This window comes from Mycobacterium sp. SMC-11 (assembly GCF_046250095.1).
Taxonomy (GTDB): domain Bacteria; phylum Actinomycetota; class Actinomycetes; order Mycobacteriales; family Mycobacteriaceae; genus Mycobacterium; species Mycobacterium heraklionense_A.
In genome coordinates, this window is the sequence record NZ_CP176430.1 from 3,801,912 (window position 1) to 3,823,541 (window position 21,630).

Sequence of the window (21,630 nt, forward strand, 5' to 3'; positions counted from 1 at the left end):
GTTTACCTTCTGTTCGACAATGTGCGGGTTTCGGTTGTTATACAAACGGCCATGAATCGATTTCGGGCTGTCGCAACCCGAACGCCGGCCGTGGCCGCCGGCATCCTGCTGGCCGCGTCCGCAGTGGCACTGTCGGCGTGCACCGTTCCCCATATGACGCTGGCCTACGCCAGTGAACTCGTGACCTGCGGCGGCAAGACCGATCTGAAAGCCAGCGGTTCGACCGCGCAGGCGCATGCGATGGCTGAGTTCGTCGGCGTCTACCGCACCGCCTGCGTCGATCGCACTCTCGACTACACCGCCAACGGTTCGGGCGCGGGCATCGCTGATTTTTTGTCTGGCGAAACCGATTTCGCTGCGTCCGACTCGCCCCTGAACGCCGAGCAGCGGAGGCTGGCCAAGCAGCGCTGCGGGGGCGCGGATGCCTGGCACCTACCGATTGCGTTCGGGCCGATGGCAATCACCTACAACCTTCACGAGGTCGAATCGCTGGTACTGGACGCGCCCACCATCGCCAAGATCTTCAACGGCAGCATCACCCGCTGGGACGACCCGGACGTTGTCGCGCTCAACGGCCCCATGCCTGCTCAGGACATCCGCGTCGTGTACCGCAGCGACTTGTCCGGCAGCACCGAGAACTTCCAGGCCTACCTGCGGGCCGCATCCGGCGGCGTCTGGGACAAAGAGGCGGATAAGACGTTCAACGGTGGCGTCGGTGTGGGAGCTAAGGGCAATGAGGGCACCGCGGCGCTGGTACGGACCACCGAGGGTTCAATCAGCTACAACGAGTTGGCCTTTGCCATGGACCAGGGACTTTTCGCCGCCGAGATCAAGACCCCGGCGAGCCGCAAGTCCAAACGCCCGGTGCGAATCGGCACCGACTCGGTCGGCAAAACCATCGCCGGCGCGAAGATCATCGGAACCGGCAACGATCTCGTGGTCGATATCTCGTCGTTCTACAACCCGACCCAAGGCGACGTGTATCCGATCGTGTTGGCCGGCTACGAGATCGTCTGCTCGAAGTATCCAGACCCGATCGTGGGCCAGGCGGTCAAGGGCTTTCTGCAGGCGGCCGCCGGCCTGGGCCAGGCCAACCTCAACAAGCAGGGCTACATCCCACTGCCACCGGATTTTCAATCGCGGGTCTGGACCGCGATCGACGCCATCTCCTGAGGCCTCGCACCTCCCCCACCCTCCAGTCCAGCGTGCGTGTTTGTCCGCGACACACCGAGCCAGGACGTACAGACACGCACGCTCGCGCTAGGTCTCCCCGTCCGTCGCGCAACGAAACCCGATATGGCTCGTCGCGGTGTCCTGTGACTGCGGGGACCGGGCCGCGGGGCGATAGCGGTGGCAGTACTCCGGCGCGCACAGATGCGAGCCGCCCTTGAGGGTCTGGCTGATGTCGGGGCGGGCGGGGCCGGCCGGCGCGCAGCAGGCGTTCGGCGGCGCTTCGAGCCGATGGTGGGCCGAGAACTCGGTGGTCGTCCACTCCCAAACGTTGCCGATCATGTCCAGGAGCCCCCAGGCGTTCGGCGGAAATGTTCCCACCGGTGAGGTCCCGGCCCATCCCAGGGCACCGTCGTTGCGGTAGGGAAAGTCGCCCTGCCAGGTGTTGGCCATCAAGGCACCGTCCGGCTTCTCGTCCTCGCCCCACGCATACGTGCTCACGCTCCCGGCCCGGGCGGCGTACTCCCATTCGGCCTCGGTCGGCAGCCGCCGCCCCGCCCATCGGGCAAAAGCCGCCGCGTCGGGATAGGCCACCTGGACCACCGGGTGATCCAACCTGTCCTCAAAGGTGCTGCCCGGTCCGAACGGGTGCCGCCAGCTGGTGCCGGGGATCCACCGCCACCACTGCCGCCAGTCGCGCAGGTCGACCGGCCCGTCGGTGGGGTGAAACACCAGGGCGCCCGGTTCGGTGTCGCCGTACAGTGCGGGATCGAGCTCCTGTTCGGCGAGCGTCACATGGCCGGTGGCGTCGACGAATGCGGCGTACTGCGCGTTGGTCACCGGATGACGCTCCAACGCGAACGGCTGCACCGCCACGCTGTGAATGGGCGCCTCTTCGGGATAGAAACTCGTCGAACCCATCCGGAACACCCCGGCCGGGATCTCAACGAGGTCCGTCAACATCACGTCAGTCCCGCGAAAATGCAGCAGCGATAGTCTTTTTCACATCCAGGTACGGTTCACCGCTGACATCCACGGCGACGTCCGCGATGGTCCCGCCGGTGAAGGCGAACGGTGCACGGTACGCCGACGACACCGCCTGACCGGTGTTGCGCCCGACGCTGACCCCACCGCCGGCCAACGCGAAGGCACCTGGCTGGGCGACCATGTCGGGCAGGATGGCGACCACCTCGTCGTCGATGTACAGCGAGGCCTCGCCGACCGGCGTGTGACTGCCCTCGACCGTTCCGGTGCGCTCGAAACGGATTCCGAAAATATGCTGCCCCAACGGAACCGGGCCGGGCGACGACACCCACTGTTCGCGCTCGCCGAGGAAGTTGTAGACGTAGTGCAGTCTGCCGCCCTGAACGAACAGTGCATGGCCGCCGTGTCGGGCCCCCTGCTTGAACAGCAGCCCCTGGGCAGCAGCGGAATCCACCGTGACGCGGGCCAACACCGAGAATGACCGGCCGCGAAGCTCCACGCACGCCCCCAACGGCACCTCGGCGGTGTTCGGGTAGTAGGTGTAGCCGGTCCGGTCACCGGACAGATACGGCCTCTGGCGGGTGGTCATCTCGAAGATGTTCAAGTCCGCCAACGGCAGGCCGTTGTACTTCTCGGCCTCGGCGAACCACATCGCCTGCAGTTCCTCGAGTTTCTCCGGATGCTCGGCGGCCAGGTCATGACACTGACTGCGGTCCTCGGCCAGGTGGTAGAGCTCCCACCGATCGTCGTCGAAGTGACTCCATCCCGACGGGGTCGCCGCATGCACCGTGTTGGCGAACCAGCCACGGTGCCAGATCCCGCGAGTGCCCAACATCGTGTAGAACTGGGTGTGCTTGCCGGTATCCGCGGCCGGATCATCCAGCGCTGCTTTGAAACTCACGCCTTCCAAAGGCCGTTGGACAATACCGCGCACGGTCTCCGGCGGCGTGATGCCGAGCAGGTCGTAGACCGTCGGGGTCACGTCGCAGACGTTGACATAGGTGTCGCGTACCTCGCCACGCGCAGCGATTCCGTTGGGCCAGCTGACGATCGCGGGGTCGGCTATGCCGCCCTCATGGGACGCATAGCGCTTGTAGAGCTTGTAGGGCGTGTTGAACGCCATTGCCCAACCGACCGGGTAGTGGTTGTAGGTTTCTGGACTACCCAGCTGATCGAAGAGTTTCATCGCCTCTTCGACCGAGTCGATGTAGCCGTTGAAGAACTTGTTCTCGTTGGGCGAGCCGTTCGGACCGCCCTCGCCGCTGGCCCCGTTGTCCGAGATCACCACGACGATGGTGTTGTCGAGTTGCCCGGACTCCTCCAGGTAGTCCAGAATCCGCCCGATCTGGGCGTCGGTGTAAGTCTGGAAACCCGCGAACACCTCAGCCATCCGGGCGAACAGACGCTTCTCGGAGTCATCGAGACTGTCCCACGGGCGGACCATGTCCAGCAGCGGCCAGGGCTGGCCGTCGGCACTGGTGACATCGGCGTAGGGGTTGACCGCGGACAGCTCGGTGTCCTGCGGTACCAGTCCCAGCTTCTTCTGGTTCGCCAACACGACTTCCCGGTACTTCTCGTAGCCCATGTCGAAGCGCCCGGCGTAGCGGTCGGCCCATTCGGCGAACACATGGTGCGGGGCGTGGCCGGCACCCAGGCAGACGTAGCCGAACCAGGGCTTGCCGGGCGCGATGGTCTGCGCGTCGCGAATGAATTCGATGGTCTTGTCGGCGATGTCCTTGGACAGGTGGTAGCCGTCCTCCGGCGCAGCGGGCGGCGCGACCGGGTGGTTGTCATAAACCAGGTCCGGGTACCACTGGTTGGTCTCGCCTCCCATGAAGCCGTAGAACCGTTCGAATCCCCGCTGGGTGGGCCAGTGCCGTCGTGCGCCGGCCATGTTGGACTCTTCCAGCGGAGTCAGGTGCCACTTGCCGACGCAGAAGGTGTTCCAGCCCCGTTCGGCGAGAACCTCACTGAGCAAGGCGGTTTCGAAGGGAATGCGTCCGCTGCAGTTGGGGAAGCCATCGGTGAACTCTTCGATGGTGGCCATGCCGACGCTGGTTGCGTTACGCCCGGTCAGTAGCGAAGCCCTGGTCGGTGAGCACAGGGCGGTGGTGTGGAACTGGGACAGCCGGACACCGCGCTCGGCGATCCGAGTCATCGTGGGCATCTCTACCAGCCCACCGAAGCAGTCCCAGGTGGCGATGCCGGTGTCGTCCCAGACCAGGTACAGCACGTTGGGCGCACCTTCGGGGGCGGTCGGCGCCGCGAACGGCCCCCAGTCCGGTTCGGAATCCCGGATATCGAGACTGACCTTGCCCGTGAATTCCACCATTGCTCACTCCGTTGTCGGCCCCCGGAACGGATGAGACACTACCGGCCCGGTGCCGAAGCGGCAGCGTTTGAAGCCGGGGGCCGCTCACGCGGAGCCGATGGCCGGTTGTCGCCGACGCCGGCCGACACCAGCTCGCCGAGGAAGGCTGCGGCCGCCGGCGAGGGTGCCCGCTCCAGCGGGGTGATCAGCGCCACCTCGCGTGGGATCGCCGGATCGGTTGCCACCCCGACCAGCTGATCTGACTTCGCCACCAACGCCGGCGGCAGAAATGCCACGCCCAAGCCCGCAGCAACCAGGTCGACCAGGTCGAGCGGACTGTTGGATTCGGCGCAGACGCTTGGGACAAAACCCAGATCGGCGCAGATGCCATCGATGTGCAGGCGGGTCCGAAGGTCCGCCCGGCGCTCGACGAACTCGCGCTCCCGTAGGTCCGTCAGCGGGACGACATCGCTGGCCGCGAGCGGATCGTCGCGGCGCACCGCCAGCACCAGCGGCTCGATTCCCAACGACAGGTCCTTGACCCGGCTTCCGTCATAAGGCCGGCAAACGAAGGCCAGGTCCACGTCTCCGTCGGCGGTCGCCTGTACCAACGTGTCGATGGAGTCGTGTCGCAGCGTGATCTCGATGCGCGGAAAATTTCGGTGATACCGGGCCAGCAACCCCGGCAGATCGACGGTTCCCAGCCCCTGGATCACCCCGATGCTCAGCCGCCCGCACAGCACTCCCCTGACCGCGTCGACGGCGGCCCGCGCGTGGTCGGCCGCAGCCAGGGCATTCTGCGCATCCGGCAGCAGGGCCAGTCCAGCCGTGGTGAGGTCGACGCGGCGATTGTTGCGGACCAGCAGCGCGGTTCCGAGCTCCTGCTCCAGACTGCTGATCGATGCGGACAGGGTGGACTGCACCACGTGCACCTTCGCAGCCGCCCGAGTGAAGTGCAGCTCTTCGGCCACAGCGACAAAGTGTTTCAGCTGCCGCAGCTCCATAGCGATCAGTGTGACGGCCAGCGCCGATTGGTCAAATCCAATGTTGGCTTACGCCACCATGATTACTTTGAGGCGGCTGAGACCAACCCGCGACGAACGCTGATCGTTGCTGCAACCCCACTGCCGCAATGACTTACATCGCCGCCCTCACGTGCGTCGATCGACGCTGACGATTCTCTACATTGAGATTAACTGTTGAAATATCCACCCACAGGGGTGGTGACGGCGCCGTCCACCCGTTAGCGTCTGACGAGGATGCCAAGGGGGGTTGAGGCACAGTCCCTGACATCCGGACATCCGTTGTCGCACAACATTATCGCCGCCACTACAACGCCTGGACTGGATTTGTCGTGCGCGCGAGGGGCGAACGCCGGTGTCCAGAACGCCCGGCTCGTTCGAAGGGGAACGCACAGGACCGGGGCTACCCAAGTACGGAAGGAACGCACCGAAAATGAATCGTCGGATCATCTTGTCGGCCGGTGGGGTCACCGCGGGTCTACTCTCGACCACATTCCTGCCCGCGCCAGTCGCTTTCGCCGACAACGGTGTCGGCGCGGCCGGAAATGTCGGCAGCACAGCGATTCCGGTCGACCTGGCGAGCAACGTCGCCGGTACGCCAGGAACAGGAGCCCTGGGCGACGCCGGCGCCCTCGGCCCAGAGGCATCCACACCCGCCCCAAATCCGTTCGGCGAACTGGGCGCTCTCAGTCCCACCGGCGGTACGCCCAGCCCATCGCCGCTCGGTGATACCGGCGCGATACCGCCGATCAGCGGCACACCGGACACCACGCCCGCCGGAGCCCCGGATGCCGGGCCCGACGCCACTCCCAGCACCGGCGATGGCTTCACCATCGGCGACACCACCTTCAATCCCGTCCTCGACGACGGATCGGCGGGCTTCACCCCGCTCAGTCCGCTGTTCAGCGCACCGCCGTTCTTCCAGGTCGGCGAGGGTGAGCAGTCGTTCGACGTGTCCAGTGGCACGGGAAGCAGTGCCACCGATCTCGGCAACGTGACCGCCAGCGAGAACGTCACGAACCTGTTCGGCGGTATCCACAACACCGAGTTCACGATCACCGACGTAGATCCGGCCTCCGGTGCGACCGCCTCCGACCTGCCCGCGGTGGGAACGGTGTATGACGTGATGAACTTCGGCAACGGGTTCGAGAACGTCTATACCGATATCCCCGGGGCCGACGGCGCCGCCAATTCCATCACCGACACCCTGTCGACGCCGTTCGGCGACTTCAACATTCCGACCGATTTCGACGCGGCCGGGCTGCTTGACCCGGGCGACGCCTTCGGTTTGTCGGCGATGGGCGCCGATGCCGCAGGCGGCGCGGCCGACGCAGCCAGCGCCGCAGCCGGAGGCGCCGCCGATGCGGCCAGTAGCGCCGCGGACGCCGCCGGTGGTGCGGCCGACCTCGCCGGAGGTTTCCCGGACATCTCGGGCATGTTCGATCCAGCAAGCCTGTTCGGACTCTGACACGCGTCGCAGGTCGAGACAACCGACCACCAAACATCCCAGGTCACCCTCGCACCGGGCCTGGGATGTTTGGCCCGCGCACGGAACGGGTAGCCCGGTCACCGCACACTTCATGGAAGTTCTGGGGGGAACCATGACTTGGACGCCGCGATGAGGGCGCAGCATTCGTTGGGGCTCAATCTGTCTTGGCTACGCGTGACCACGGTGTTTCTGATCGACATCGGCATCTTGTGGGTCGGCGGTCATTGGCCGGCCCAGCTCGGGCCCCCCGAGCGCGCATGGTGGCCGGCGGTGGGCCTTGCCGCGGTGCTGTCGACGGCCGCGTTGATCACCCACCGTCGGGTACCGCTGACGGCAATCGTGCTCGCGCGGCTGCTCGACCGCTTCGCGACCCCTGCAGCGTTTCTCACCGAAGGCTGTACGCCCGGCTTCGACCACCGCCGTCGCTACAGTCGCGACGTCGTCGGAGTACGCGAATACCGCGGGCGGCTGGTGTCGGTGATCGCTGTACCAGCCACACCGACCGAAGCGACTGGGCGGCATCGCCGCGTGCCGGCGTCGGTGCCGACTCTCTCCGCTGAGCTCGTCGCCGCCGGCCTGCGCCAGTTCGACGTACGCCTGGATGGGATCGACATCGTGTCGGTACGAACGTGCGACTCCCCCACCGACTCTCCCGATGACGAACGCACCACCGCCGCGGCGACGGTCCATGGGCCCGGCTCCTGCCGACCACAAGACAACTGGCTGATCCTGCGGATGGATCCGATGCACAACACCGAGGCGGTGGCGGTTCGCGACTCGGTCGCCGCGACCCTGGCCGTAGCCACCGAACGACTGGCCCGCGACCTGTGCGAACGTCACCTGGACGCGCGCATCCTGTCCGCCGACGAGTTCGACCAGGTCGACGCGGCTCTCTTGGCCGGTCTGCAGCCCGCCCGGCTCCGCCGACGTCGCCGCCGACTGAAGCAGAAAGAGAGCAAGGGCCCCAAGCAGTTCGCGGCCACATTCTGGATGTCGCCGCGCGACATCTCCACGGAGAACCTCGAGCGGCTGTGGCTGCCGGAGACCGATACGACCGCGGTGACGGTGCGCCTGACGCCGCAGCAGCGCCACACCGACGTCGCGGTCCTGGTGCGGTACCATACCGCGAGCAGATTGCGCCGGAACGCCTGGGCCGGATTGAACCGTCTCAACGGCCGCCAGTTGACGGCATTGAGTACCAGCCTGCCGACGCCGACGCAACGCACGCTCGCGGTCCCGGCCCGGGTGCTCAACGGCGAGGATTCGCTGCAGGTTCCGCTCGGCCCGACCGCGCCGCAACCATTGGCGCGGGTCAAAGTGCCGGCCTGACCCGGACCCGACCCCCAACACGACCCGAAACACGACGAAGCCCCGCGACGCAGGTCGCGGGGCTCGGTCGTGACTACGGCGTGACTACGCCCGTCGAATTACTTGGCCTTCTCCAGGATCTCGACCAGGCGCCAGCGCTTCGACGCCGACAACGGACGGGTCTCCATCAGCGACACGCGGTCACCGATGCCGGCCGTGTTGTTCTCGTCGTGAGCCTTGACCTTCTTGGTGGTCCGGATGATCTTGCCGTACAGCGGGTGCTTCACACGGTCCTCGAGCTCGACGACGATGGTCTTCTCCATCTTGTCGCTGACCACGTAGCCGATCTGGGTCTTGCGGCGACCCCGAGGGGTCTCCGTGCGCGCGGTGTGCTTGGGACCCTTCTCCGCGGCGTTAGCCTTTGCAGCCTGTGCCATTACGATGCCTCGCCTTCAGAACCAGCGGGACCGGACGCCAGGCCCAGTTCCCGTTCGCGCAACACGGTGTAGATGCGCGCGATCTGGTGGCGCACCGTGCGGAGCCGACGGTTGTTGGTGAGCTGCCCGGTCGCCATCTGGAAACGCAGGTTGAACAGCTCCTCTTTGGACTCGCGCAGCTGCTCGACGAGTTCTTCGCCGTTAAGCTCGCGCAGTTCGCCAGCGGTAACTCCCACTGCCATCAGAACTGCTCCTCTCGGGTCACGATGCGCGCCTTGATCGGCAGCTTGTGGATCGCCCGGGTCAGTGCGGCGCGGGCAATGGCCTCGTTCGGGTAGCTCAGCTCGAACAGCACCCGGCCCGGCTTGACGTTGGCGACCCACCACTCCGGCGAACCCTTACCGGAACCCATGCGGGTCTCGGCAGGCTTCTTGGTCAGCGGACGGTCCGGGAAGATGTTGATCCACACCTTGCCGCCACGCTTGATGTGCCGGTTGATGGCGATACGAGCCGACTCGATCTGCCGGTTGGTGATGTAGGCGTGCTCCAGTGCCTGGATGCCGTACTCACCGAACGTCACCGCGGTGCCGCCGCTGGCGATGCCGCGCTGCTTGGGATGGTGCTGCTTGCGGTGCTTGACCTTACGGGGAATCAACATGATTAGCTCTCCGTGCTCTGCGTTTCCGCCGCGGCGGGAGCGGTCTCGGTGACCGTTTCCGCAGCAGCGGCGTTCTCGGTGCTCTCAGCGGCCCGCCCGGCGTCGGTGCTGGTCGCGGTGGTACCCGAGGCGCCACTACGGCGCGGGCGGGTGCCCGACGGGCGCTCCCGGCGCGGACGGTCGGCCGACGGTGCGGCGACGGCCAGCTCACGCTTGCCACCGACCACGTCGCCCTTGTAGATCCAGACCTTCACGCCGATCCGCCCGAAGGTGGTCTTCGCCTCGTACAGTCCGTAGTCGATGTCGGCGCGCAGCGTGTGCAGCGGCACCCGGCCTTCACGGTAGAACTCCGAGCGGCTCATCTCGGCGCCGCCGAGACGGCCCGAGCACTGCACCCGGATGCCCTTGACGTTGGGCTGACGCATCGCCGACTGGATCGCCTTGCGCATCGCGCGACGGAACGCCACACGGTTGCTCAGCTGCTCGGCGACACCCTGCGCGACGAGCTGGGCGACGGCCTCCGGCTGCTTCACCTCAAGGATGTTCAGCTGCACCTGCTTACCGGTGAGCTTCTCCAGGTCGCCACGGATCCGGTCGGCCTCGGTACCGCGGCGGCCGATGACGATGCCCGGCCGGGCGGTGTGGATGTCGACCCGGACCCGGTCCCGGGTGCGCTCGATGGTCACGTCGGCGATGCCGGCGCGCTCCAGGCCGCTCGACAGCAGCCGGCGGATCGCCACGTCTTCCTTGACGTACTCCGCGTACTGCTTGTCGGCGTACCAGTGCGACTTCCAGTCGGTGGTGATCCCGAGCCGGAAGCCGTGCGGGTTGATCTTCTGGCCCATTACTCCGAGCCCTCCTTCGCGTCGGACGTCTCAGGCGCCTTCTTGGCTGCCGCCTTCTTGGCGGGCGCCTTCTTCGCCGCCGCTTTCTCAGTCGTCTTCTCGGCAGCCTTGGCTGCGGAAGCCTTCTTGGCCGGCGCCTTCTCGGTCGCCTTGGCCGCCGAAGCCTTCTTCGCCGGGGCCGTCGAACCCGCCTGGTCGGAGGCCGCCTTGCTGCCCTGCGCACGACGCGCCCGGGCCGCGCTGGCGGACTGCGCCGAGCCACCACCGGAGGACGGCCGGCTCTCCACCACCACGGTGATGTGGCTGGTGCGCCGACGGATCCGGTACGCACGCCCCTGGGCGCGCGGCTTGATCCGCTTGGCGGTCGGGCCCTCGTCGGCGTAGACGCTGGCCACCACGAGGGTGGCCGGGTCCAGGCCGTCGTTGTTCTGGGCGTTGGCAGCCGCGCTGGCGATGACCTTGGCCACCGGCAGGCTGGCCTGCTGCGGTGCCCAGCGCAGGATGTCCAATGCGTCGGACACCGACTTGCCGCGGACCAGGTTGATCACCCGGCGCGCTTTGCTGGCCGAAACCCGCACAAAGCGGGCCTTGGCGACAGCGGACGGAAATTCAGTCGTGGCACTCACCGGCGCTTAGCCTTCCGGTCGTCTTTGATGTGTCCCTTGAAGGTGCGCGTCGGAGCGAATTCGCCGAGCTTGTGCCCGACCATCGACTCGGTGACGAATACCGGAACATGCTTGCGGCCATCGTGTACGGCGAACGTGTGCCCGATGAAGTCCGGGATGATCGTCGACCGACGCGACCAGGTCTTGATGACCTGCTTGGTGTTCTTCTCGTTCTGAACGTCGACCTTCTTGAGCAGATGGTCGTCGACGAACGGACCCTTCTTGAGGCTGCGTGGCATCGCTTTCCCTCCGATTCCTAGCGCTTCTTGCCGGTGCGCCGGCGTCGGACGATGAGCTTGTCGCTGGGCTTGTTCGGCCGGCGGGTGCGACCCTCCGGCTTACCCCACGGGCTGACCGGGTGCCGGCCGCCGGAGGTCTTGCCCTCACCACCACCGTGCGGGTGGTCCACCGGGTTCATGACGACACCACGGACGGTCGGGCGCTTGCCCTTCCACCGCATACGGCCGGCCTTACCCCAGTTGATGTTGGCCTGCTCGGCGTTACCCACCTCGCCGACGGTGGCGCGGCAGCGCACGTCGACTCGGCGGATCTCGCCCGAAGGCATACGCAGCGAGGCGTAGGCGCCTTCCTTACCCAGCAGCTGGATGCTGGACCCAGCCGAGCGGGCCAGCTTGGCCCCGCCTCCCGGGCGCAGCTCCACCGCGTGCACCAGGGTGCCGGCGGGGATGTTGCGCAGCGGCAGGTTGTTGCCCGGCTTGATGTCGGCGTTGGCGCCCGATTCCACCACGTCGCCCTGAGACAGACCCTGGGGGGCGATGATGTAGCGCTTCTCACCGTCCAGGTAGTGCAGCAGCGCGATACGCGCAGTGCGGTTCGGGTCGTACTCGATGTGGGCGACCTTGGCGTTGACGCCGTCCTTGTCGTGCCGACGGAAGTCGATCACGCGGTAGGCACGCTTGTGACCGCCACCCTTGTGCCGGGTGGTGATCCGGCCGTGGGCGTTACGCCCACCGTGGCCGTGCAGCGGCCGGACCAGCGACTTCTCCGGGTGAGAGCGGGTGAGCTCAGCGAAATCGGAGACGCTGGCACCGCGACGACCGGGGGTCGTCGGCTTGTACTTGCGGATTCCCATGTCAGTTAGATCTCTCTCTCACTCCGGTCAGGCCGGTGCGGCGAACAGGTCGATCGGCTTGCTGCCGGGCGCCAGGGTCACAATGGCGCGCTTGGTGTCCTTGCGCTTGCCGTAGCCGGTCCGGGACCGCTTGCGCTTGCCCGGCCGGTTCGCGGTGTTCACCGACGAAACCTTGACCGCGAAGATCTTCTCGATCGCGATCTTGATCTGCGTCTTGTTCGAGTCCGGGTGCACCACGAACGTGTACACGTTGTCCTCGATCAGTCCGTAGGACTTCTCGGAGATGACCGGCGCGAGGATGATGTCGCGGGGGTCGGTGATGGTCGCCATCAGGCCGAAACCTCCTCGGTTTTGGCGGTGTGAGCCTCGATGTAGGAGTTCAGAGCCTCGACGCTGAACACCACGTCGTCGGCACGCAGCACATCGTGGGTGTTGAGCTGGTCCGGGGACAGGATGTGCACACCCGGCAGGTTGCGCACGCTCTTGGCGCCCGTCTCGTCGGCCCGGCCGATGACCACCAGCACCTGCTTGCGGTCAGTGATCGAGCCCAGGAACGTCTTGGCGTCCTTGGTCGACGGGGTCTGTCCGCTCACCAGTTCGGTGACCGCGTGGATCCGGCCGTTGCGCGCCCGGTCCGACAACGCTCCGCGCAGGGCAGCGGCGATCATCTTCTTCGGGGTGCGCTGGCTGTAGTCGCGCGGCTTGGGGCCGTGCACCACGCCACCGCCGGTGAACTGCGGCGCCCGGGTCGAACCCTGACGGGCCCGGCCGGTTCCCTTCTGCCGGTAAGGCTTACGGCCACCGCCGCTGACCTCACCGCGGGTCTTGGTCGAGTGCGTACCCTGACGGGCCGCGGCCAACTGAGCGATCACCACCTGGTGCATGAGCGCGATGTTGGCGGGAGCGTCGAACAGCTCGGCGGGCAGCTCAACCGAGCCGCTGGACTTGCCGTCCGGAGTCTTGACGTCAATCTTGATGCCGGCCATTACTTCTCACCCTTTTTGATCGCGCTGCGGACCAGAACCAGCCCACCGTTGCGGCCCGGAATGGCGCCCTTGATCAACAGCACACCGTTCTCGGCGTCGACCTTGTGCACCACCAGGTTCTGGGTGGTGACACGGTCGCTGCCCATCCGGCCCGACATCCGGGTGCCCTTGAACACCCGGCCGGGGGTCGAGCAGCCACCGATCGAACCCGGCCGGCGGTGCACCGCCTGAGCGCCGTGACCGGCGCCCTGGCCGCGGAAGCCGTGCCGCTTCATGGTGCCGGCGTAGCCCTTGCCCTTGGAGGTTCCGGTGACGTCGACGTAGCTGCCGTCACTAAAAATCTCGGCGGTCAGTTCCTGGCCGATTTCATAGCCGGCCGCCGCCTCTTCGCTGTCCAGCCGCAGCTCCGCCAGGTGGCGGCGGGGGTTCACACCCGCGGCGGCGTACTGACCGGTGACCGGCTTGTTCACCTTGCGGGGGCTGATCTCTCCGTAGGCGAGCTGCACGGCGCTGTAGCCGTCGCGCTCGGGGGTACGGATACGGGTCACCACGTTTGGCCCGGCCTTGACGACCGTAACCGGCACGACCTTGTTGTTCTCGTCGAACACCTGCGTCATGCCCAGTTTGGTACCCAAAATACCTTTGCGTGCCATGGTTTTCGGTAGCTTCCTACTGGGATCTATTGGATATTGACGTCGACGCTGGCCGGCAGATCGATGCGCATCAAAGCGTCAACGGTCTTCGGCGTGGGATCGAGGATGTCGATCAGCCGCTTGTGGGTGCGCATCTCGAAGTGCTCCCGCGAGTCCTTGTACTTGTGCGGGGACCGGATAACGCAATACACGTTCTTTTCGGTCGGCAGTGGCACCGGGCCGACTACGGACGCACCGGTACGAGTGACCGTCTCAACGATCTTGCGCGCCGAGGCGTCGATCGCCTCGTGGTCGTAGGCCTTGAGCCTGATGCGGATCTTTTGTCCCGCCACGCTTCTGCTACCTCACTCCTGCAAAGGGGGTCCGTTTTTCGAACCCTTATGTGCCCCAGCTCGTCGCTACCTTTTCGAACCCGTGGGCCCGGTGTCGACACTGCGCTGGGCGCTGCCGCCGCTGTTTACCTGTCCTGGTCCACCGGTCCCCGCGGTCGGGCGTGTCGCCCTCACACGGCCCCGTGCACGGCGAAAATGCTCCGTACGGCGAGAATGGGACCGGACGCGCCCGGGTGGGCGCTGGTCGTATGCCCGGCCAGGGTCAACCCCGGCGCAGGCGAACCTGAATAGTATGCCCCAGATCGGGTCAGCGGCCAAATCCCCGCGGTTTAGCCAGGCTCGACGACGGAGAGGCCAGGCTGGAGCCGCAGCATCAACCCAGCGATAGCGTTCCGGGGCCTTGCGGCCAGCCGCCGGTGAGCGGCCCGGAAGCTGATCTTACTTGCCGGTAAGATCGCGAGCCGTGACCGGATCTACCAGTACTTACCAGACATGGCGACGGCTGGCGGGCATCCCCGGCGGCACCCGGCTGTTCTCGGCCGCGGCGATGGCCCGGGTCCCCTACTTCGCCTCGGTGCTTCCGCACGTGGTCCGGATGGAGCCCGGGCTGGCCGAGGTGCTGGTGCCCAAGTGGCCGTTCGTCTACAACCACCTGCACACCGTGCACGCGATCGCGTCCTGCAACGCGGCCGAAGTGGCGATGGGGATGTTGATGGAGGCCACCGTGCCGCGCAGTCACCGCTGGATCCCCAAGGCGATGAACGTGGCTTACCTTGCCAAGGCGACGACGTCGTTGCGGGCGACGGCCCGGCTGGACCCACCGGACTTCAGTTCGATCACCGAAGGCACCGAGGTGGTGGTGCCGGTCAGCATCACCGACAAGGCGGGCGTCGAGGTGGTGCACGCCGATATCACCACCTGGGTGACGCCGGCCTGATCACGGGCGAGTCGGGCCCGCTCCCCCGTCGAGCGTGAAGCTCGGCGACGAAGAAGTAAGGGTCAGCCGCGGATCGTCGCCCAGAAGTCGCACTGGTGCTCGGCGGCGTAGTCGGTGATCATCCGACTGCCGTCGGTGCGCAGTGACATCCACCGCCGGTCGGGTCCGGTTCCGACCGCGGGCCAGTCGGGTTGGTCGACGGCGATCGGCGCACCGGTGGCCACGAAGCCGGTCCAGTACTCGATCATCTGGTCGGACAGCCGGCGTTGGGCGGAGTCCAGAGGCGGGGCGCCGCCGATATCGAAGAGATAGCGCATCTCCAGCGAATGGGTGGCGCCGATCGGGAACGGCACCTGGTCGTACAACTCCGGAGCCGGGGCGTGCGGGTCGTCGAATTCGTAGCCGTAGACGGGCGCGCCACCGGCTAGGCCGCGGGCCATCCGGTCGGCCAGGCAGGCAAAGATGTCGTCGGTGGCAGCGGCCGCGTAGGCCAGCGAGACGCTGCCGTCGAACCGGCCCGGCGGATAGTGCTCCGCCACCGCGGCGGCGGAGTCGCGGCCGAAGGTGTCGGCCAGCTCGTCGGGGTACTCCGCGGCGGTGATCTCCTGTCCGACGCGCAGGTACCGCAGCGCGACGAACATAGTGAACTCATCACGGTTGACCCCCAGCAACACCGGCTTGCCCGCGGGGCCGCCCTGCGCCGGGGATTCCCGGAACGCTCGCACCGGATCGTTGGGCAGCAGCGCGCCGCCGACCACCGGTCCGCTGAGGTGATCCGTGCCGAACCGCGAGTACCACAGCGGCTTGGCCAGCCGGTCGGGCGGCAGCGCCCGCAGGCACGATGCAGTCAGCTCGTCAGGGTCGTGCGGCGCCGTGGCCCGCTCGCCACACCCCAGGGATTCGGTGTATTCGCGGCTGATCCGCTGCGCCTCGGGCACCTCGACCTGGGCCTGGCATGGCCCGCTCTGAATGATGGCGGCCCGAAACAGGCCCGCCGACTCCGGGGCGGCCAGGTGGTCACAGACCGACATGCCACCGGCGGATTCACCGGCGATCGTCACTTTGTCTGGGTCACCGCCGAATTCGTCGATGTTGTCGCGAACCCAACGCAGGGCCGCCTGCTGGTCGGCCAGCCCATAGTTGCCGGGGTCCCCCAACGCCGGGTCGGCCAGGAAGCCGAGCGCCCCCAGCCGGTAGTTGATCGTGACGACGACGATGCGTCCGCGGACCGCAAGCCGTTGCGCGTGGTAGATGTCGCCGGCCCCCCGCATGAAACTGCCGCCGTGGATCCACACCATGACCGGTAGCGGTTCAGCGGCCGAGCCGGTGGGCGTCCAGACGTTGAGCGTCAGACAGTCTTCGCTGATCGGATCGACGTCGGCAGCGTCTGGCTGGATGCACCAAGGCCCGCGTCTGACCGCGTCCCGCACACCCGGCCACGCCGGCATCGGCGCCGGGCGTTGCCACCGCAACGGCCCGACCGGCGGCGCGGCGTACGGGATCCCTTGAAACAGCCGGTGATCCGGACCGACGGTCCCCCTCAGCAGGCCAGAGCCGGTCCGCACCACGTCGGCGTTGAGCGCGACCGCCCGGGGCCCCACGCTCGGGTGCGACGCCGCCCCGTCCGAGCGCGCGCACCCGCCGGCCAATACCGCAGTCAGCGCCAGGACGACGGCGCCGACCCGGCGACCCCACCGGCACGATCCGATCGACATGACCGAAGAGCCTAATCGGGGTGGATCAGCCCAAAGCGCCGCCACGACGGCCGGTGATCCGCAACACTGGATTCAAACCTGACACGTGTCAAAAATTTCGACGAGGAGCAGGGTATGAGCGCACCGATCATCGACCAGGCCGCCCAGGTGTTCGTCGACCCCAGCGCCTATGCCGATGAACCTCGTCTGCACGCCGCCCTGACCCACCTGCGCGCACACGCACCGGTGTCCCTGGTCGATCGTCGGCCCTACCGCCCGTTCTGGGCCATCACCCGCCACGCCGACATCATGGAGATCGAACGCGACAACCAGCTGTGGATCAACGCGCCGCGTCCGGTGCTGGCGCCCGCCGACGCCGACGACCTGCAGCGCTCCCTGCTGGAGTCCGGAATGGGTCTGCGGACCCTGATCCACATGGACGATCCGCAACACCACCAGATGCGCGTAATCGTCTCAGATTGGTTCCGCCCCAAGGCGATGCGAATGCTCAAGACCCGCATTGACGAGCTCGCCCAGCAATACGTCGAGAAGATGGTGCAGCTCGGCCCGGAGTGCGACTTCGTCCAGGAGGTCGCGGTCAACTACCCGCTGTTCGTCATCATGTCGCTGCTGGGCCTGCCGGAGACGGACTTCGGCCGCATGCTGCGGCTGACCCAGGAACTGTTCGGCGGCGACGACGAGGAGTATCGCCGCGGGTTGACTCCCGAGGAGCAGTTGCCGGTGCTGCTCGACTTCTTCTCCTACTTCGGGGCGCTGACCGCGGCGCGGCGAGCACAACCCACCGAGGACCTGGCTTCGACGATCGCCAACGCGACCATCGACGGCGCCCCGCTGTCGGATGTGGACACCGCTTCCTACTACGTCATCATCGCCACCGCCGGCCACGACACCACCAGCGCAGCCATCAGTGGCGGCCTGCGCGCACTCGTCGAGCACCCCGATCAGCGCGAGCGACTCCGCTCCGACCTGCGCCTGATGCCGACCGCGGTCGAGGAGATCATCCGCTGGGTCACGCCGGTCAAGGAGTTCATGCGCACCGCCACCGCGGACACCGAGGTGCGCGGTGTGCCGATCGCCGAGGGCGAATCGGTCTATCTGTCCTATGTTTCGGCCAACCGCGACGAGGACGTGTTCGATGACCCGTTCGCGTTCGACGTCGGCCGCGACCCGAACAAGCATCTGGCGTTCGGTCACGGCGTGCATTTCTGCGTGGGTTCGGCCTTGGCACGCATGGAGATCAACAGCTTCTTCAGCGCCCTGTTGCCGCGGCTGGAAGCCATCGAACTGGCCGGCGAGCCGCAGTTGGTGTCGACGACGTTCGTCGGCGGCCTCAAGCACCTGCCGATCCGCTACCGGCTCCGGCCCTGACCTGACACCAGTGTCGCGGCACGGTGCGCGAGCATCGCGATCGTCGCGTGCGGCCCGCGACTGGTGATCCGGGGCAGCGCCGAGCCGTCGATCACCCACAGCCCGTCGATGCCACGCACCCGGCACTGCGCGTCGAGCACCGCCGCCTGGTCGTCGTCGGCTCCGATCGGCGCGCTACCGCACAGGTGCTGTGATGTCGACCAGCGCGGTTCGCCGCCAACGCCTCTCAACGCCAGTATCTGCTTGACCAGATCCACTCCGCGGCGCAACGCCACCAGATCTTCGGGTTCGGTGTCATAGCGGTGTTCGATGCGGGGCGCTACCTGCGGATCCGCCGAGATCAGGCTTATCCGGCCGCGAGCTCGCGGAGTCATCAGCGCCACCCCGATCTGCGGCTGATCGGGCGTGTCGGTCTCGCCAACCATCGTGGCGAAACCGGCTGTGTAGGGCCGGATCTCCAAGTTCTCATGGTGCAGCACGGTCTCCAGTACGGGGCGGCCCGGCGTGCCCGGCCATTCCGCTGCCACCAGCCATTCCGGGTGATCCGCGCAGTGCGCGCCGACGGGAAGTGCTGCCTTTACCGCGACACCCGCATCGTGCAGCATGGTCTCGTCACCGACACCGGACAGCATCAACAGATGTGCCGATCCGATCGCACCGGCGCACAACACGATTCGATCCGCCGTCAGCATCATGGGACCCTGCTCACCGATCGCTTCGACTGCGATGGCTCGATCGGCTTCAATGGCAACACCTACCGCTCGGGTCTGCGCGAGGACCGTGAGATTGTCCCGCGACAGCGCCGGCCGCAGATATGCGACACCCGGTCCGGTACGCACGCCGTCCTCAGTGACGTTGAGCGGCACCGCTCCGACGCCGGCCTGCGTCGTCAGCGTCGCGTCGTTGAGATCGTCGATCCAACCAAACCCTGACCGCTGTACGGCATCATTGAATCGCTTTGTGTTGTCGCACATTTCACGGGTGCGACGCACCGGTATCGGGCCCGCGTCGCCGTGTTGGGGACCCCGGAAGTCAAGGTCGGTCTCGACGGCCCGAAAAGACTCCAGCAGTTGCGGCCACGCCCAGCCCGCGGGGTAGCCGGCGAAGTCTGCCGGGAGCCCCCGGCAGAAGTACCCTCCGTTGACCGCGCCGGAGCCTCCGACGGTCGAACCCCGCACGATCGTCAGTGCATTGTCGGCCCTGCTGATCAGCTCGGCGCGGTACCGACGCACCAGCCGGCTGGCCGGGCCGATCGGCAACGTGAGCGCATCGGTGGTCTGCGCAGCCAAGACCGGGTCCTCCAGACTTGGCCCCGCTTCGATCACCGTGACCGCGCACGACGGATCCGACGAGAGCATGGCCGCGACAATCGATCCCGCGCTTCCAGCCCCCACCACCAGCGCATCGCTGTGTACCACCGGAACGGTCAAGGCGGCCTAGCTGCGAATCTGCGGCTTGAGTGCGGCAATATTGCGTTCCCGCACCACCCCGGTCCACAAGCCGGCGCCGTATGCCAGATCGTCGACTCGCTTGAGCAGCAGGTAGGCCGGCAGCCCCAGGGGCCGGGAATCGTCTTCGCTGCGCGCGTGCCGCAGCCAGTCCACCACCCCGTCGGCGACCGCCGCCAGCAGTAGCGCCCTGCGGCATCGCTGTGACACGCATGCGGCCAGCAGGGCGACCGGCCAGTAGTGCCGGCACAGAGCCGAGGCGAGCTGCAGCCCGGCGCTCGCCAGTCCGCGCAATGTCACCAGCAGCACATCTGCCGGCGCGGTGTCCGGGCCGCGCATAGACCGGGCAACCCGGTGTCCGGTCATCGCGGCGATCGCCAACGAGACCAGATAGCCCACCGCCGAGCCGAGCGCCATCAGCGCCCAGCCCGCCAGCGCCCAACCCGAGATCACCATGGGCGCGGCTTTGTCGGGATGACGCGCGGACAGCGGCGCCGCCGAACCCCCGTAAAACGCCTTGCGCGCCACCCAATCCCGCAGCTCTATCCGATGATCGTGGGCGACCTGCGCAATCGGCTCATAGCGCAGTCTGCTGCCCGCGTCCACCAACCGCCAGCACAGGTCGACGTCTTCGCCAGAATGCAGCGCCTCGTCGAAGCCACCCAGCTCCCGTAGCGTGCTGGAGCGGCAGATGATCGCCGCGCTGGGGACGTAGGCGACCTTGCCGTAAGGCACCACCGGCGCCTCGCAGCCGCCCAGGTCCAGCGACGAACGGATGGCCTCGTATCGCGCGACCAGGTGTCCGCTGTCGGCCATGCCGACGATACGGGGGGCCACCAGGGCCACGGCCGGGTCACAGAAGTGCCCCAGCAGTGCCTCCAGCCAGCCCCGGCGCGGCACCACGTCGGAATCCAGGAACGCCACGAAATCTGTGGTGCAGGCCATCAACCCGGTGTTACGCGCGGCCGCCGGTCCCCGGTTCTCCTCGTGGCGCAGGACCTGCACCTCGCAACACGGCGCGGCGGTCAGATCCTCCTGGCGGATCGGGACCAGTGACCCGTCGTCCACCACCACGACACGCAGGCCGCGGAGCGCCGCCACCAGCCGTTGCAGCCCGACGATGTTGTCTCGCACCGGGATAACCACCGTCACGTCTCGATACGATGGCCCGCCTGCAGGCCGTGGGTGGGCAACGGTGGCGTCGAGCAGGGTACGGGCCAGTTGTGCGCTCACGGCGTCGCGTACCTCCAACCGGCCATCGGACAACATCCCCTGAGCGGCCGGCGCCAACCGCAGCAGCCGGGTCGGCGAACCGCCCAGAAGCGTGGAGCCCCGCCCCAGGACCCGCACCTTCCGGTCGACCTGCACGGCGAAACCGTCCGGCAGCCGAGCCGCGGTCATCGCAGCATCCCGTCGGGCCCGGGCGCCCAGGCGCCGAGGGCCGCCAGGCCGGCCTCGGTCATCTCGCCGAATAGTCGTTGCCCCTCGACGGCAGTGGCGGTGGTCGGGTCCCCCAGCACCCCGACGGCACTCACCGCAGCAACACCGCCCTCGCGCATCGCGGGCAGCAGCTGCGCCAATGGCGCGCTGTTGCCGGGCAGCGCCCGCTCGAACCTCACACTATCGGGCGAAAGATGCAGCAGCAGAGACGTTTCGGTGTGGCCAGCATGGGCATCGGCACCAGGAGCGGCACACGGTAGCCACGCCACGTCGCGGCCTTCGAAGCGCAGCCGACCCACCGCCTCGATCAAGGCGGGCACATTGCCGCCGTGGCCGTTGACGAAAACCACCCGCTGCGCCCAGCAGCAGGCCGAACGGCCGTACTCCAGCAAAAGCTGGATCAGCGCCTCGGTGCCGATCGAGATGGTGCCGGCAAAGCTCTGATGCTCCCCGCTGGCCCCGTAAGCGATGGCCGGCGCGACCGCCCAGCCGTGCCCCGTCCCAGCCCCCGCCGACCGCTCGGCCAGCTCCTGGGAGAGCGCCTGCGCGACCCGGGTGTCGGTGTCCAGCGGTAGGTGCGGGCCGTGTTGCTCGGTCGACCCCACCGGGACCAAAAGCATCATCCCCCGCCCCGACAGCTGACCCGGTAGCCGGTTCTGCAGCTCGCTCCAGGTCGAACCACCGAGCTCGCCGCCAACCGCCATCGGACGATGGTAAGCGAATTCACCTGTCGTACACCAGTTGTTGACGAGTACGTCCGCCGTAAATT

The 21,630-nt window shown here is 67.2% G+C and carries 23 protein-coding genes; 5 read left to right on the forward strand and 18 right to left on the reverse strand.

Annotation, left to right across the window (positions count from 1 at the left end; all coding sequences use genetic code 11):
- Nucleotides 1-51: 51 nt before the first annotated feature.
- The gene (gene pstS, locus ACKY0X_RS18025) at nt 52-1,173 is read left to right on the forward strand and encodes a phosphate ABC transporter substrate-binding protein PstS (protein WP_409429686.1); all 1,122 of its coding nucleotides are present in this window, start codon (nt 52-54) and stop codon (nt 1,171-1,173) included.
- Nucleotides 1,174-1,260: 87 nt separating this feature from the next.
- Here pstS and ACKY0X_RS18030 read toward each other — a convergent pair whose 3' ends face one another.
- Genes ACKY0X_RS18030 through ACKY0X_RS18040 form a run of 3 tightly spaced genes read right to left on the reverse strand, consistent with a single transcriptional unit; the run spans nt 1,261 to nt 5,469 of the window.
- Nucleotides 1,261-2,133 carry a formylglycine-generating enzyme family protein gene (locus ACKY0X_RS18030; protein WP_409429687.1) on the reverse strand — a complete coding sequence of 291 codons (873 nt, stop codon included), beginning with the start codon at nt 2,131-2,133 and terminating at the stop codon, nt 1,261-1,263.
- 4 nt (nt 2,134-2,137) lie between these two features.
- Nucleotides 2,138-4,486, reverse strand: a complete 2,349-nt coding sequence (locus ACKY0X_RS18035; RefSeq protein ID WP_409427138.1) for an arylsulfatase — start codon at nt 4,484-4,486, stop codon at nt 2,138-2,140.
- Nucleotides 4,487-4,524: 38 nt separating this feature from the next.
- Nucleotides 4,525-5,469 (reverse strand): LysR family transcriptional regulator, encoded by a 945-nt coding sequence (locus ACKY0X_RS18040; RefSeq protein WP_409427139.1) that lies wholly within the window; start codon nt 5,467-5,469, stop codon nt 4,525-4,527.
- A gap of 451 nt (nt 5,470-5,920) precedes the next feature.
- Between ACKY0X_RS18040 and ACKY0X_RS18045 the strand changes: the two genes are divergently transcribed.
- Both ACKY0X_RS18045 and eccE read left to right on the forward strand, forming a co-directional pair.
- The gene (locus tag ACKY0X_RS18045) at nt 5,921-6,955 is read left to right on the forward strand and encodes a hypothetical protein (RefSeq protein ID WP_409427140.1); all 1,035 of its coding nucleotides are present in this window, start codon (nt 5,921-5,923) and stop codon (nt 6,953-6,955) included.
- Nucleotides 6,956-7,105: 150 nt separating this feature from the next.
- Nucleotides 7,106-8,305 carry a type VII secretion protein EccE gene (eccE, locus tag ACKY0X_RS18050; RefSeq protein ID WP_409427141.1) on the forward strand — a complete coding sequence of 400 codons (1,200 nt, stop codon included), beginning with the start codon at nt 7,106-7,108 and terminating at the stop codon, nt 8,303-8,305.
- Nucleotides 8,306-8,403: 98 nt separating this feature from the next.
- On the opposite strand, the gene rpsQ is transcribed toward eccE, so the two are convergent.
- Genes rpsQ through rpsJ form a run of 11 tightly spaced genes read right to left on the reverse strand, consistent with a single transcriptional unit; the run spans nt 8,404 to nt 13,953 of the window.
- Nucleotides 8,404-8,721 (reverse strand): 30S ribosomal protein S17, encoded by a 318-nt coding sequence (gene rpsQ / locus ACKY0X_RS18055; protein ID WP_024440407.1) that lies wholly within the window; start codon nt 8,719-8,721, stop codon nt 8,404-8,406.
- The gene (rpmC, locus tag ACKY0X_RS18060) at nt 8,721-8,963 is read right to left on the reverse strand and encodes a 50S ribosomal protein L29 (protein ID WP_409427142.1); all 243 of its coding nucleotides are present in this window, start codon (nt 8,961-8,963) and stop codon (nt 8,721-8,723) included. Before rpmC ends, rpsQ begins: the two co-directional genes overlap by 1 nt.
- Nucleotides 8,963-9,379, reverse strand: coding sequence for a 50S ribosomal protein L16 (gene rplP / locus ACKY0X_RS18065; protein ID WP_046285397.1), 417 nt, complete (start codon nt 9,377-9,379; stop codon nt 8,963-8,965). The genes rpmC and rplP overlap by 1 nt, the downstream gene beginning before the upstream one ends.
- Before the next feature lie 2 nt (nt 9,380-9,381).
- A complete protein-coding gene (rpsC, locus tag ACKY0X_RS18070; protein WP_064888756.1) occupies nt 9,382-10,224 on the reverse strand; it encodes a 30S ribosomal protein S3 in 843 nt (280 codons plus the stop codon).
- Entirely contained in the window at nt 10,224-10,850 is a 627-nt protein-coding gene (gene rplV, locus ACKY0X_RS18075; protein WP_409427143.1) for a 50S ribosomal protein L22, read from the reverse strand. Before rplV ends, rpsC begins: the two co-directional genes overlap by 1 nt.
- On the reverse strand, nt 10,847-11,128 hold the full coding sequence (gene rpsS, locus ACKY0X_RS18080; RefSeq protein WP_006245110.1) for a 30S ribosomal protein S19: 282 nt from the start codon (nt 11,126-11,128) through the stop codon (nt 10,847-10,849). The genes rplV and rpsS overlap by 4 nt, the downstream gene beginning before the upstream one ends.
- A 17-nt stretch (nt 11,129-11,145) precedes the next feature.
- Nucleotides 11,146-11,982, reverse strand: a complete 837-nt coding sequence (gene rplB / locus ACKY0X_RS18085) for a 50S ribosomal protein L2 (RefSeq protein WP_024440413.1) — start codon at nt 11,980-11,982, stop codon at nt 11,146-11,148.
- Nucleotides 11,983-12,009: 27 nt separating this feature from the next.
- Nucleotides 12,010-12,312, reverse strand: a complete 303-nt coding sequence (gene rplW, locus ACKY0X_RS18090; RefSeq protein ID WP_046285394.1) for a 50S ribosomal protein L23 — start codon at nt 12,310-12,312, stop codon at nt 12,010-12,012.
- Nucleotides 12,312-12,968: a 50S ribosomal protein L4 gene (gene rplD / locus ACKY0X_RS18095; protein WP_046285393.1), complete on the reverse strand. Its 657-nt coding sequence runs from the start codon at nt 12,966-12,968 to the stop codon at nt 12,312-12,314. Before rplD ends, rplW begins: the two co-directional genes overlap by 1 nt.
- The gene (rplC, locus tag ACKY0X_RS18100; protein WP_409427144.1) at nt 12,968-13,621 is read right to left on the reverse strand and encodes a 50S ribosomal protein L3; all 654 of its coding nucleotides are present in this window, start codon (nt 13,619-13,621) and stop codon (nt 12,968-12,970) included. Before rplC ends, rplD begins: the two co-directional genes overlap by 1 nt.
- Before the next feature lie 26 nt (nt 13,622-13,647).
- Complete coding sequence (gene rpsJ, locus ACKY0X_RS18105; protein ID WP_003883485.1) at nt 13,648-13,953, reverse strand: 30S ribosomal protein S10; 306 nt, start codon at nt 13,951-13,953, stop codon at nt 13,648-13,650.
- Between the two features lie 463 nt (nt 13,954-14,416).
- On the opposite strand from rpsJ, the gene ACKY0X_RS18110 reads away from it, so the two are divergent.
- A complete protein-coding gene (locus ACKY0X_RS18110) occupies nt 14,417-14,890 on the forward strand; it encodes a hotdog fold domain-containing protein (protein WP_409427145.1) in 474 nt (157 codons plus the stop codon).
- Nucleotides 14,891-14,952: 62 nt separating this feature from the next.
- On the opposite strand, the gene ACKY0X_RS18115 is transcribed toward ACKY0X_RS18110, so the two are convergent.
- Nucleotides 14,953-16,605: a carboxylesterase/lipase family protein gene (locus tag ACKY0X_RS18115; protein ID WP_065041408.1), complete on the reverse strand. Its 1,653-nt coding sequence runs from the start codon at nt 16,603-16,605 to the stop codon at nt 14,953-14,955.
- Between the two features lie 114 nt (nt 16,606-16,719).
- Here ACKY0X_RS18115 and ACKY0X_RS18120 point away from each other — a divergent pair, with 114 nt between their 5' ends.
- Complete coding sequence (locus ACKY0X_RS18120; RefSeq protein WP_409427146.1) at nt 16,720-17,973, forward strand: cytochrome P450; 1,254 nt, start codon at nt 16,720-16,722, stop codon at nt 17,971-17,973.
- Here ACKY0X_RS18120 and mftG read toward each other — a convergent pair.
- From mftG to mftE, 3 genes are read right to left on the reverse strand one after another with little or no spacing between them, the layout of a single operon-like run.
- Nucleotides 17,955-19,403, reverse strand: coding sequence for a mycofactocin system GMC family oxidoreductase MftG (mftG, locus tag ACKY0X_RS18125; protein WP_409427147.1), 1,449 nt, complete (start codon nt 19,401-19,403; stop codon nt 17,955-17,957). The two genes, ACKY0X_RS18120 and mftG, sit on opposite strands and share 19 nt — an antisense overlap.
- A 6-nt stretch (nt 19,404-19,409) precedes the next feature.
- Entirely contained in the window at nt 19,410-20,822 is a 1,413-nt protein-coding gene (gene mftF, locus ACKY0X_RS18130) for a mycofactocin biosynthesis glycosyltransferase MftF (protein WP_409427148.1), read from the reverse strand.
- Nucleotides 20,819-21,565 (reverse strand): mycofactocin biosynthesis peptidyl-dipeptidase MftE, encoded by a 747-nt coding sequence (mftE, locus tag ACKY0X_RS18135; RefSeq protein WP_409427149.1) that lies wholly within the window; start codon nt 21,563-21,565, stop codon nt 20,819-20,821. The genes mftF and mftE overlap by 4 nt, the downstream gene beginning before the upstream one ends.
- Nucleotides 21,566-21,630 lie beyond the last annotated feature (65 nt).